Source organism: Methanoculleus sp. UBA413 (assembly GCF_002502935.1).
GTDB lineage: Archaea > Halobacteriota > Methanomicrobia > Methanomicrobiales > Methanoculleaceae > Methanoculleus > Methanoculleus bourgensis.
Map to the genome: position 1 here is coordinate 1 of NZ_DAQR01000010.1, position 11,966 is coordinate 11,966.

The following is an 11,966-nucleotide window of genomic DNA, read 5'->3' on the forward strand; positions in this document are numbered from 1 at the left end:
GAGAGGCTGCACGCATGAAAGCGACCTACTCCCCGGGCTTCCCGGGCGGTGGACCGTGGTGGGAATCCCCCCGGGGGTGGGGGCAGGGGAGGGGGCTCGCCCCCTCCCCGCAGGCGGCGGTACTGCGAACCCCCTACCTCGCCCGGGCACGATGAACTTCTGGTGCAAACCGGTCGGGCTCTCACCGGTTGCCCCCCGACAAAGATCAAGACCGTTTTCTGAGGAGGTGGACGATTGACCGCAGACTGGTCAATAGTGCCCGAAAACGACGTCCGTCTCCTGAATTGGACGGTATCCTCACGAGTCTCCATACCGAACGTTAGCGCGTATGGGCTCACCCCCTCCCCGCACAAGCCGGACCCGGGGCACGATGGAACAGCGCAGGGAGCCTCCTAGTCGCCAACCCGGGGATGTCTTTGTGGAAATTTTATCTGCAATGTTCCACTAACTGCGGGCTTCGGCGATCCTGGCCTCTGCGATCTCCCGGTAGGCCGGGTCGATCTCAAACCCGATATAGTCGACACCGAGGGCGATTGCCGCAAGCGCCGTGCTCCCGATGCCCATGAAGGGGTCCATGACGAGCGTTCCCGGGCGGCAGCCGTGGAGCCGGATGCACATCTCGGGGAGTTTCACCGGGAATGTGGTCGGGTGGGGCCGCGAGGAGCGGATGGTCTGGTAGGGGATGAACCAGGTGTTCCCCCGGTCGCGGAGGTCGCGTTCGGCCGCCTTCCACCTCCCGATGTTGCTCTTGTCCTGGTAGGGGACACCGACGCTCAGTTTGTCCAGGGCCACGTCTCCAATCTTTGTGAAGTGGAAGATGTGCTCATGGCACTGGCTCAGGTAGCGGGGACTGTTCACCGGCTGGTAGTGGCCGACTGCGACGTCGCCGGTGATCGTTTCGTAGTTCCCTACATCCTCTTTTGCGATGGCGATCGACTTGACCCAGTGGATGACATTCTGCAATGCAAAGTGCGGGCGGAACCGCTGGACGACGTCGAAGGGGATCCAGGGATCCCGGGGTTTGCCGCCGACGTTGAGGAAGAACGAACCTTCGTCGGCGAGGACCCGTGCGGCCGCGGCGGCGACCTCCCCCATCCAGTCGAGGTAGTCTTCCCTGGGCTTTCGGTCGTCGTAGGAGTTGTAGTCCTTCCCGATGTTGTAGGGCGGTGATGTGACGATGATGTCGACCGAGCCTGCCGGGAGGCGCTGCATACCCTCTATACAGTCCATGGTATGGATGGTGTTGATGGCAAGCCCGCCGGACCCCCCCACCCCTCTCTTCTCTTCTGCCACTCCGATCACCTAGAGGTTCGCGGTCCTTCCAAAAAAAGGTGAACGAACGGGGGCGGCAACGTATGCCGGACTGGCACTGCGCAGGGCCGAACGCTCCTGCGGTGGAGCGGGAGGACGCCGGATGAAAACCTCGCCCGTCCCGGTAACGGGGGGCTCCCGGGTCCGGTTGTTGCCGCTGGCGGGGAGGGGGAGATTCGCACTCCGACCCAGATTCAAGCGTATCAGGGGGCGCCGGCCGGCGTATCGTCCCCGGCGGCATCCTCCCCGTTGACCGCCATCTGCCGCGTCCTCTCGAGGGCATCGATGAGGTCTTCGACCTGGTAGGGGGTGAGTCCTTCGCTCCGCGCCCCTCCGTCCTCGAGGTGCACGATCTGGAGGAGTGCGTCTTTGAGGATCTCGAGGCGGCTCCCCGGGGGGAGGATGACCTCGAACCGGTGGAAGATGCGGTCCGGGATACAGGCGAAATCCCCGTGGATGGACGCGAACGAGAGGATCTCGTCTGCGGCGAGGATGTCCCCCTGGTCCACACCGACCTCGAGGACCGCCGGCGATACCCCGGGGTTAGCGGTGTCCTCTGTCGAAAAACAATGAATGACTCTGATATTCGTGGTTGGTCCTCCGGTTCCGGGTGGAATATTCTCTGCGGTAGATGATATAGTTGTGATGGGGGGTGGACAACCACCAGGTGATCCTGGCAGGAGCACTATGCTGGTGAGGTCGTCCCAAAACACCTCTTCCGGGAGAGGGTGTCCCCTTCCCGGTCCCTCCCCCGCGAGGCGATACCCGGTGGCAAGCCTTGTCAGCGATCTAACGCTGGCTCTTGCTCAATTCTTTGCGAACATGCGTCAGAATAATCTGAATCATGGGGATATCCGATCGCAGGGTGCTTTTGGGATGTGCTCAACACCATCCAGATAAATAACATGACAGCAATAGCAATTATCAGCGCACACCGGTAATGCGCTGGCACGCATTGGTGCATTTAGATGCGACAGCGGTTTTGCTTAAAGTGTTCCAAACAGCGCATGAATTCCATCCGGATGATGAATACGGGATCCCAAAAGAATGCTCCTAGAGGTGTAGAAATGGTGGAAAAATATGACCATAAACAAATTATCGGGCAGGAGTATGAACGGGGTATGCTTCCATACGGCGGTGCCGTCGACTTCCAGGGACGGATTGTGTATGCTGTCAGTGAGGAAGAGCACAATCTCCTGATGAAGCGAATAAAGAACCCCTGAGCATTTTATGAATAACTTCATTTTCCTTGATACTTGTGTTTTTTACGATTGTATCGAGCACTCCCGGTGCAAACAGATCGTTGACCGAGCTCACAATGTTGACTTCATTATTTGCACCTCAATAACTGTTTTAGGTGAAACTCTAATTACCATGCTCAGGCAAGATGGCTCCGGGCAGAAAATATCAGAGTTTGTCGAATTAATTAAAGAATGGGAGATGCATTTTTACGTACCCAACGACAGTGTTCGGATCATCTGTTACGAGATGGGCGAGGACCACACTGACTCCAGGATGGCAGGACAGATCACCGATAGAACCCATCTGGCCTATGCAATCGCATACGGGTTTAAGTACTTTATATCTACCGACACATTGATCAAATCATACCAGCTCCCGCACGCATTAACCAAATACGGATTCAGGATCATGGGCCGAGGAGCCCCCCTCCTTTTCGTCGGGGGAGGCATCGGCCCTCCGCATATCACGATACACTTTCACCCCGCAGAGATATTCTTTATGCCGGGTGAGTGCCAACCGAGAAGGTGTATGCAATCGGTGACGAAGTTGCGGTTGTTTGCGTCTCCCGACGAACGGCGGATGCTGTTCGCCACGATGGAGCGGTACAATGCAGCCTGCAACGCGGTTTCGCCGGTTGCCTTTTCTGAACGACAGTTCTCCAACATCGGCCTGCAGAAGCGGCTGTACTCTCACGTCCGGGAAACCTTCGGGCTCTCGGCGCAGATGGCCCAGCTTGCCATCCGCAAGGTTGCCGGGAGTTACCGGAGCACCAAAGAGGCAATCAAGGAACAGAACAAGGTTCTCGCTGCTCTTGGCAAACCCCTGAAGACCCTCACCGAGCTCTCCTTCCGGGAGCACGGGGCCATCGGCTACGATTGGCCGGGTACTCTCCCTCGGCCAGAACCGGGTGAGCATCTGGACACTGGAGGGTCGGATCAAGCTCCGATACAGCAAACCCGCATACTTCCCGGCGGTCACGACCGTCAAGCAGACGGACCTCGTCTACCGAGACGGGGCGTTCTGGCTCTACGCGACCGTCGAGACCCCGGACACCGAGCCTGCCGAACCCACCGAGTACCTCGGGGTCGATCTCGGGGTGGTCAACATCGCCACCACGAGCGACGGAGAGGCCTTCTCCAGCGCTGCCACCGAGAAGGTGCGGCAGCGCTACGGCCGACTCCGGGGGGCTCTCCAGAAGACGGGTACCAGGTCGGCCAAGCGGAAACTGCGGAAGATCGCCGGGAGAGAACACCGGTTTAAAACCGATACCAATCACGTCATCAGCAAGCAGATCGTTTGCGCGGCAGAAGGCACGAAGCGGGGGATTGCTCTGGAAGACCTCAACGGCATTCTCCTGCGGACCACGGTTCGACACGACCAGCGCGAACGACACCACAAGTGGGCGTTTCGCCAACTCCGATCCTTCATCGAGTACAAGGCCCAACGGGCCGGAGTCACGGTGCAGGTGATCGACGGGGCGTACACGAGCCAGCAGTGCAGTGTCTGCGGGTTCGTCCACCCCGACAACCGCCTGACCCAGACAGCGTTCCGCTGCCTCGCATGCGGGCATACCGAGAACGCCGATCTGAACGCAAGCCTTGAAACATCGCTGCCAGGGCCGCCGTCAACCGGCCTATTGCGGTCTGCTCCTCCAACGCCGGGGGAGAGGTGGAATCGCAAGCCTACAAAGAGCATGGTGCCACCCACGGCATCATGCCCCCGACTGAAGTCGGGGGTAGTTGACTAAGCCCGAGGTCCTGAACTTAGGCGAGTTTAGAGACCGTGTTCTGGATCGTTAGTGCTCCCAGAAGTTTTCCCAATCCCTGATGGAGCCCTGGAGAGAGTCAATTTAATTTATTCCCGTAAAATAGGCAACTATCGAAGCCGGTTTTGCACAAAAGAGATAGAGCCCCAGCCGAGATTTGAACTCGGGACCTGGTGATTACAAGTCACCCGCTCTGCCAGCTAAGCCACTGAGGCATACCTTATATCGTGGATCGTCTGCAGTAAAAAAGGTGGCGCCGATCCCCCTCATGTCTCCCCGCCCTCCTCCACCCGCCCGCCGCGTTCCCAGGCAACCTCGTCGTCGTAGAGGATGCGGAGGATCCGGTGGTAGGGGATGCAGGCAACATGGGTCCCGGCATCCACCTCCAGGTACCGGGCGTCGAGCGCGAGAATCCGGTCCCCCTGCACCGCCGAGCGATCCCCCGGGGCCCCGCGGTTGACGTACTCGACCCGGACCCGGGAGAAGTCGTAGCCGGGATCATGGTAGAACCGGAGCAGCAGCCGGTGACTCGTTCGCACACCCATCATCTCCTCCGCGGATACTTCATCCCGCCGGAACATAAGGTGTATGGTGTCGCCCCGCCGGCAAACCGGTGATGCAGGCCGCGAAGCAGCGATGGGGACAGGGCTGCAATATTCATAACAGAGGAGCACAGAGAGTACCAGCAGGATGTCGCATCTCACCGTCGATCTCGGGGGCCGGCCCGGCCTCGACTGCCGGGGATTCTGTTCGTACTGCTACTTCAAACACGTCCAGGGGACGACCTCGTTCGGTTGCAAATACTGCCTCCCCTTCCAGAAAGGCTGTGACTACTGCACCCGGGGCGTCCGGGAGCAGTACTCGGGGTTCAAGGACCTCCGGACCGTTGCCGACGAGATACTCGGCAACCTCCAGGTGATGACCGACAACGTCGACCGGATCACCATCAGCGGCGGCGGGGACCCGAGCTGCTACCCGGAGTTCCGCGACCTGGTCGAACTGCTCGCCAGTATGGAAGCGCCGATCCATATCGGCTACACCAGCGGGAAAGGGTTCGACGACCCGGGTATAGCCGATTTTCTCGTCGAGAACGGTCTCTCCGAGGTCTCCTACACCGTCTTCGCCGCCGACCCCGATCTGCGGCGGCGCTGGATGAACGACCCGACGCCGGAAGCCTCGCTTGCAGTCCTCGACCGGCTCTGCGGCGCAATCGACGTCTATGCCGCCGCGGTCGTCATCCCGGGCGTCAATGACGGCGAGACCCTTGAGAAGACCTGTGCGTGGCTCGAGGAGCGGGGCGCAAAAGGGCTGATCCTGATGCGGTTTGCTAACCGGACCGACCAGGGGCTCATCCTCGGCAACGCACCGCTCATCGAAGGGCAGCAGGTCCACACCGTCGACGAGTTCCGCGATATCGTCACCCACCTCAACGAACAGTTCTCGATGAAGATCAGCGGGACCCCGCTCTGGGACCCCTCGATAGGCTCGCCGTTTGCAATCCTCCATGAACCCGACCTGCTGCGGAAACTCCCCCGGGTCCGGAAACGCGCGACGGTGATCACCGGGAGCGTGGCGGCCCCCTTCATCCAGCGGCTCCTCTCGATCCGCGGCGGCCGTTCAAGGGTCGTCAGGGTCAGAAAAGAGATCGCCTGCCTCATCACCGCCGACGACCTCGCCGGAGTGAACTTAAAGCGGCTCGAGGATGTCGTGATCCTCCCCGGCCGGGCGTTCGTCCATGACGCCGAGGCCCGGGAGATCCTCTCGGCCGACGGCGTCGACCGCGAGGTGGTGCGCGGCCCCGAGATGCTGACTGCCGATGCGGAGACCAGCATGGGCATGACCCGGGCTGAGGTGCTTGAGAAAGAGATGGAAGGGTTTGCGGCCCTGATCAACACGATCAACCAGTACGGCCGGTGACGGGCGGGCACGCCGGGAGCGTGAACCGAAAGGCGGCGCCCTCCCGGGGGCGTCCCGGCACCCGGTCTTCGACCCAGACCCTGCCCCCATAACGCTCGACCAGGGTGTGGACGATGTAGAGCCCGATCCCTTTCCCGCTTCTTGCGCCGCTTTTCCTGAACTTCTCAAAGACCAGGGGTTTCTCAGCGTCCGGTATCCCGGGCCCGGTATCCTCGACCGAGACCGTGACGGTTCCGTCCTCCTCCCGGGCGGTGACCTGGATCACGATCTGTGGGCCGCCGAACTTGACGGCGTTGCCGAGGAGGTTTATGAAGACCGCCGAGAGGAGGTCGTCGGCAGCGACCCACAGACCCTGTGGTGCGTACCTGATATCAGCGTCCGCGAAGAAGCAGCTGACATGCCCGATGACGTCGTCAAGGCTCACCGGCCCGGGTGCGGGAGTTTCTTCCGCGATCCGGCGGATCGTCGAGACGTTCCCGATGATCTCGGCGCTCTGCCTGACCGCGGCCGAGATCCTCCGGGCAAGATCTTTCTCCGGCCCGGAGAGCGCCTCCGAAAGAAGCGCCGCGTAGCCGATGGCGGTGGTGTTTGCGTTGTTGATATCGTGCGTCATGACGTCCAGGTAGAAGTTCGCCTCCTCGTGCGCCTTCTCCAACCGTTTGCGGAGCCGCATCCGCTCGACGGCGCTCCCGATCTCCTGGCCGATGGAGGTGAGCAGTTCCCGCTCGGCGGGGGAGAAGGTGTGCATCTCCCGGCTGACCAGGTTGACGGCGCCGATGACCCGTCCTTCGGCGGTGATAGGGATGCTTGCAAACGCCTGGATCCCGGCACCGGCATCCTGCGGGTAGCGACGCGGGTAGTCCTCCACAAAATGCGGGACGCCCTGCCCGAGGACCGTATCGTAGGGCGGGGCGTTCATGTCGGCGATCCGCTGCCTGAACGAGAAACCCTCTGGAAGCCCGATCTCCGCAACCAGCTCGGCCCGGGACCTGCCGGAATCGATCAGGTACACACTGCCGCCTCCAAATCCAAGAAGGTTCACGGTCTTTCCGAGCACTCCCATGAGCAGTTCGTCCATATCTGCCGACGACGCGGCGGTCCTGACCACCTGGTTGATGATGGAGAGCTGGACATTCCTGCGCCTGATCTCCTCCTCGGCAGGTCTCTCTCTGATATCCATGACACCGACGGCCGTCCCGCACGTGACCGGGAAGACGATGAGCCTGGCGCCGACCGTCTCCCCATCAAAACGCCGGAGCCGAAATTCGGCCTCCGCGCGCCCGGCCGTCCCGAGCAGGGCCTCCGCCCTGGGGGCGTCCTCCGGGTCGACAAAAGAGAGGAAGGGGGCCTTTAGCATCTCTTCTGCGGCATAGCCGAGGATCTCTGCCATCCTGGCGCTGGCAAAGAGCGTGGTGCCTTCACGGTCGGCCACCATGACCCCCTCGTGCAGGTTCCCGACGATCTCGCGCCACATTCCCCCCATTCTTTCGAGCGCCGTCTTCATGCGTTTCAGCGTGAGGGCGTGCCGGACGGTGCAGACCAGGAGTTCGGGGGTGATATCCTCCCTGACCAGGTGGTCATCTGCCCCGCGCCCCAGTGCCCTGACCGCCGTCTCCATATCGTCCCGCGAGACGAGGAGGACGATTGGGGTTCCGGGGGCTCTCTCGCCTGCCTGCGCCACCACCTCGGGGTCGGGGTCGAGCAGGAGAAGGTCGAATGGCTCTCCCTGGAGGGCGTCAAGCGCATCGCGAGACCGACTGCGCCAGACCACCTCGGACGGGAGCCCGGCCTCCCGGAGCACCTCCCTGATCATGCGGGCGTCGCCCGGGCTTTGGGTGATGACGAGCAGCCTGAGCGGGTCGCTCAACCCCTCACACCCCCGCCGGCGGAGTTATGGAGACAATAGAACTTCGGCTTCATCCTCGTGGAGGTGCACCCGGAGAGCATCCGGAGCGCCTCTGCCCCCATTAACGGAGGAACCAGTAATAAGTGTAACTGGTTGCCCCACGCTCAGGCCGACTCCACCAGCCTGAGGAACCGCTCGATGATCCACTCGTTCCTGACCTCAGGGTGGAAGAGGAGACCGTAGAGGGGGAGCGAGCGGTGCCGGATCGCCTGGACGCACCGGTCCGAGACGGCGAGCGGTATGAACCGGTCCGGGATCTGCACGGTGCATTCGTGGAGTTCGTACGCCGCAAAGGTCTCCTTCCCGGCGAGAAGGGGGTCAGGCGCGACCACCCGGACGTCGGTCATACCGATCCCGGGACACGGCTCAATGCCGCCGCCGAAGGCCGCCGCGAGGGCCAGCATGCCGGAGGAGATGCCGAGCACCGGGCGCTCAAACGCCGAAAGCCACCTGAACCGCCCGGGGTGCTCCGCAAAACCCCTGTCTTTCAGTGCCGTCCCGCAGAGGACCGCCCCGTCAGCGGCCTCAAGGTCAGGTGCGCCGACGGTGGTGTAGTGGCGGACGACGGGCGACGCTCCCGCTTCCCGGAGAATCCGTGCAACCGGCCCGACAAACTCGTCCCGGGAGAGCGAGCCTTCCCGGTAGCAGAGGTCGATAACCAGGATCATTTCTCCACCAGCCCCGCCCGCTCGATCCGGAGAACGCCGTTGTAGTTCCGGTAGACCCGTGATGCCTCCTCGATCGCGATCCGCCGGGAGAAGAAGGGGGCGTCGATGACAAAGGTCTCAAACTCCCCCCCTTCGCCGGTGAGGGTTATCTGGTATTTTTGGGTGGCTTTTCTGAGTTCGTCGAGGGTGCAGTGGTCGATCTCCCTCCCGAGCCAGGATGCATCGAAAGGGCAGGAGAAGACGCCCGCGATGATGACCCGGAATCCGGCACCGATGAGTTCTTCCATGTAGGCCTCCTGGTCCGTGTGCCAGAGGGGGTTGAAGCACCAGAGATCCAGCTCATGGCAGAGCCTCTGGACCCGTGTCGCCTGGTAGACCGAGAGGATCGCCCCCGTGACGACCCCCTCGATCCCGAACCGGTCCCTGGCCTCAAGGAGGGCACGCTTCAGGTCCAGAAGTTCCGCCTCTTTCTCGCCGGCCGTCTCCACCTCCACGAGGGGGAGCCCCGCCGCCTCAGCCTGCAGTCCGGCGAGGTGGATGTTCGGGGTATGGAACATGTAACTCTCGGGGTTTCGGGAGACGACCGTGATCAGGCAGGCCACCTCCTCATGCTGCATTGCCTTCCAGCAGGCGAAGAGGGAGTCCTTCCCGCCGGAGAAGAGCACGCCGAGTCTCATGGTTGTTGCCGTACCTGTTCTCCCGGGGGAACGATAACCCCTGCGGCGGTATCGGGGGCGAGGTGGTCAGGAACAGGGCACCCGCTGCCGACCACTCCCCAACCTCCGTCATCATCTTTCAGGCAGATCCGGGTTTTTCAGGTGCCCGCGCCCGGTGATGAACAGGATTATATGGTATCAGATCTCTCAGTCAGTGTGAGCGCCCGGGGACGTATCCGGGAGGTGTCGTATGGCAGAACGTGGCGAGAAGCCAGAGGAAGAGGTAGGGGTGGTTGTTGACTGTATCCTGGTCGACTACCGGGGCGACCCGGAGTCGCGGGCCCGAGTGGCCCGGGCAATCCTTGCATGGGCTGCAGAGCATCCCGATGAGTGGGACGAGTTGCGGGCCCGGTGCCAGCGGCGCCATGAAGTGCTCGCATGAGACCATCCAGACCTGATATCATCGCTCTTTTCGGCTCGTGAAGGGCGGTTCCGGGTTATCCTTGCGAGCATCTTCCCCTGCAGGGCACACAGGATCCGGCAGACTCACCTGCATACCATTAAGCCATAGTGTGGTCTCAGGAGAGCGGGAACCGGAATTCCTCCGGGAAGATCATGCAATGCTCTCGTCGCCTGGCAGTTATCGGCATCATACTGGCCCTACTTTGCGGTGCAGCCGTCCAGGGGATGGATACCGTAGCCGTTCCCCCCGACGCAGACCACCAGGTGACCGTCTTCTACAGCTCCCGCTGTTCGTCATGCGTCCAGGTCATGCCCGTCGTCCGGGATATCGCCGCCGCCTACCAGGGGGTTCGGTTCGCGTACCACGACACCGCCTCCGGCGGCGACGTATACCAGCTCTATTCCGCCTTCGATGCAGCCTACGGCTCCTCAAAACCCTCTATCCCGGTGATCTTTGCCGGGGATACCGTCGTGCTCACCGGGGAAGAGGAGATCCGAGAAAACCTCGAAGACGTGGTCGTCGCCCTCGAACACGGCCTCATTCCCTCCGCCGCCTACGAGGAGCGGTGGAAGGACGCTGCCCGGCACACCTCCACCGTGGTGCTCACCCTCCCCCTGGTGCTCTCCGCCGGTCTCCTTGACGGTATCAACCCCTGCGCCTTCACGGTGCTGGTCTTCCTGCTGGTCGGCGTCCTCGGCGCCGGCACGCGGGGCCGGGTCTTCGCCACCGGGGTTGCGTATTCGCTGGCGGTCTTTGCGGTCTACTTCCTCGCGGGGTTCGGGCTGTTTGCGGCAGTCCAGTCGTTTGAGGTCGTGGCGCTCTTCTCGACCGCCGCGGGGTGCATCGCCATCGCTGTGGGGATCCTGCAGGTCGCCTCCGCCCTTGCCCCGGACCTCCCGATCAGGCCTGGGATCCCCGGGCGGGGAAAGCAATACCTCGCTCCCCTGATGCAGAAGGCGAGCGTGCCAGCCGCATGCCTGTTCGGCGTCCTCGCCGGGATCTTCGAGCTCCCCTGCACCGGCGGGGTTTACCTTGCGGTCCTTGCCATCCTCTCTGAGCACGCGACCGTTGCGGAGGGTATCCTCTACCTCCTCGCCTACAACCTGATGTTCATCCTGCCGCTCCTTGCCATCACCGCCGGTATCGGTCTTGGCATTCCACCGGAGCGGGTCGACACCTGGCGGCTTGGGCATCGGAGAGCGCTCAGGCTCGTCATCGGGGTGTTTCTCCTCGGGATCGGCGTGGTGACGCTGGTGATCTGAACGTGGTTGTCCGAGACCTCCCCGCGGCACGAGGGTCAGGATCTGCTCCGGGGGTTACTCTTATGAGGTGAGGGGGTCTGGTGTCCCTCGTGACCATGGGGGGTTTGAGTGCAGATGAGGGTTATCGTTCTCTATGCGAGCAGATACGGGTCCACGAAGGGTATTGCCGAATTCATCGCGGAGAAGCTCCGGCAGCGTGGGGTGCAGGCGGAGGCCCGGAGCGTTGACGCGGCCCCGGATCCCGGAGATTACGATGCCGTCGTGATCGGGAGCGCTGTGTATATGGGACACTGGATGAAGGAGGCGGTGGAATTTGTGCGGCGGAACCGCACCGCCCTGACCGGCATGCCGGTCTGGCTGTTCAGTAGCGGCCCGCTTGAACTCGGGCCCGAGATCGCCTCGATAGACGATCCAAAACTGGAACCGGAAGAGATCAGCGGTTTCCTGGAGGCCATCCACCCCAGGGGCCACCGGGTCTTCTTCGGTGCACTGGACCCGGGCAAACTGGGGTTTATGCACAGGACGCTCCGAAAACTCCCGGCCGCACGCGCTATCCTTCCAGAGGGCGACTTCCGGGACTGGAACAATATCGAGGCCTGGGCCGAGAGCATCGCCCACGCGCTGGTAACTCCGCCGGTTGCGCCGGCCTGAATGGACTCCTGCACCTAGTACACCGATTCCGAATTATCAGACTCTGTTGACCCCCTGTTCGGGTCCAGGTGCTCGTCCCCGCCCCGGCGGGGTGGATTTCCTCGGGCTCGCCCCGGGCAGTGGAC

At 62.3% G+C, this 11,966-nt stretch carries 12 protein-coding genes, 1 tRNA gene and 1 pseudogene; 7 read left to right on the top strand and 7 right to left on the bottom strand.

All coding sequences use genetic code 11. The annotated features are described in order from the left end of the window. Positions 1-444 precede the first annotated feature (444 nt). On the bottom strand, positions 445-1,293 hold the full coding sequence (locus tag BP858_RS00990) for a DNA-methyltransferase (RefSeq protein WP_014867908.1): 849 nt from the start codon (positions 1,291-1,293) through the stop codon (positions 445-447). A 221-nt stretch (positions 1,294-1,514) separates the two neighbouring features. After that, positions 1,515-1,820, bottom strand: coding sequence for a hypothetical protein (locus BP858_RS00995; protein WP_074175601.1), 306 nt, complete (start codon positions 1,818-1,820; stop codon positions 1,515-1,517). A 558-nt stretch (positions 1,821-2,378) separates the two neighbouring features. Between BP858_RS00995 and BP858_RS01000 the strand changes: the two genes are divergently transcribed. From BP858_RS01000 to BP858_RS01005, 3 genes and pseudogenes are all read left to right on the top strand, one after another. Beyond that, entirely contained in the window at positions 2,379-2,534 is a 156-nt protein-coding gene (locus BP858_RS01000; protein ID WP_214167098.1) for a hypothetical protein, read from the top strand. A 7-nt stretch (positions 2,535-2,541) separates the two neighbouring features. Continuing rightward, a pseudogene (locus tag BP858_RS12300) lies at positions 2,542-2,901 on the top strand (type II toxin-antitoxin system VapC family toxin); the annotation flags it as partial. 559 nt (positions 2,902-3,460) lie between these two features. Beyond that, positions 3,461-4,300, top strand: a complete 840-nt coding sequence (locus BP858_RS01005) for an RNA-guided endonuclease InsQ/TnpB family protein (RefSeq protein WP_286878600.1) — start codon at positions 3,461-3,463, stop codon at positions 4,298-4,300. 160 nt (positions 4,301-4,460) lie between these two features. Here the strand turns inward: BP858_RS01005 and BP858_RS01010 are convergent. Both BP858_RS01010 and BP858_RS01015 read right to left on the bottom strand, forming a co-directional pair. Beyond that, positions 4,461-4,533: transfer RNA gene (locus BP858_RS01010), tRNA-Thr, on the bottom strand. A gap of 51 nt (positions 4,534-4,584) precedes the next feature. After that, positions 4,585-4,866 (bottom strand): DUF504 domain-containing protein, encoded by a 282-nt coding sequence (locus tag BP858_RS01015; RefSeq protein WP_250317384.1) that lies wholly within the window; start codon positions 4,864-4,866, stop codon positions 4,585-4,587. A gap of 142 nt (positions 4,867-5,008) precedes the next feature. On the opposite strand from BP858_RS01015, the gene mmp10 reads away from it, so the two are divergent. Further along, entirely contained in the window at positions 5,009-6,235 is a 1,227-nt protein-coding gene (mmp10, locus tag BP858_RS01020) for a methyl coenzyme M reductase-arginine methyltransferase Mmp10 (protein WP_214167099.1), read from the top strand. On the opposite strand, the gene BP858_RS01025 is transcribed toward mmp10, so the two are convergent. The 3 genes from BP858_RS01025 to BP858_RS01035 form a co-directional block, all read right to left on the bottom strand. Continuing rightward, entirely contained in the window at positions 6,216-8,102 is a 1,887-nt protein-coding gene (locus BP858_RS01025; RefSeq protein ID WP_286878601.1) for an ATP-binding protein, read from the bottom strand. The genes mmp10 and BP858_RS01025 overlap by 20 nt on opposite strands. A 143-nt stretch (positions 8,103-8,245) precedes the next feature. After that, positions 8,246-8,809, bottom strand: a complete 564-nt coding sequence (locus BP858_RS01030; protein WP_014867900.1) for a type 1 glutamine amidotransferase — start codon at positions 8,807-8,809, stop codon at positions 8,246-8,248. Continuing rightward, positions 8,806-9,486 (bottom strand): diphthine--ammonia ligase, encoded by a 681-nt coding sequence (locus tag BP858_RS01035; protein ID WP_014867899.1) that lies wholly within the window; start codon positions 9,484-9,486, stop codon positions 8,806-8,808. The genes BP858_RS01030 and BP858_RS01035 overlap by 4 nt, the downstream gene beginning before the upstream one ends. A gap of 229 nt (positions 9,487-9,715) precedes the next feature. Between BP858_RS01035 and BP858_RS01040 the strand changes: the two genes are divergently transcribed. The 3 genes from BP858_RS01040 to BP858_RS01050 all read left to right on the top strand — a co-directional run bounded on the left by BP858_RS01040 (position 9,716) and on the right by BP858_RS01050 (position 11,841). Continuing rightward, positions 9,716-9,907, top strand: coding sequence for a hypothetical protein (locus BP858_RS01040; RefSeq protein ID WP_014867898.1), 192 nt, complete (start codon positions 9,716-9,718; stop codon positions 9,905-9,907). Between the two features lie 245 nt (positions 9,908-10,152). Continuing rightward, positions 10,153-11,190 (top strand): hypothetical protein, encoded by a 1,038-nt coding sequence (locus BP858_RS01045; RefSeq protein WP_214167103.1) that lies wholly within the window; start codon positions 10,153-10,155, stop codon positions 11,188-11,190. A gap of 114 nt (positions 11,191-11,304) precedes the next feature. Beyond that, the gene (locus tag BP858_RS01050; RefSeq protein ID WP_062264979.1) at positions 11,305-11,841 is read left to right on the top strand and encodes a flavodoxin domain-containing protein; all 537 of its coding nucleotides are present in this window, start codon (positions 11,305-11,307) and stop codon (positions 11,839-11,841) included. The last annotated feature ends 125 nt before the right edge of the window (positions 11,842-11,966 follow it).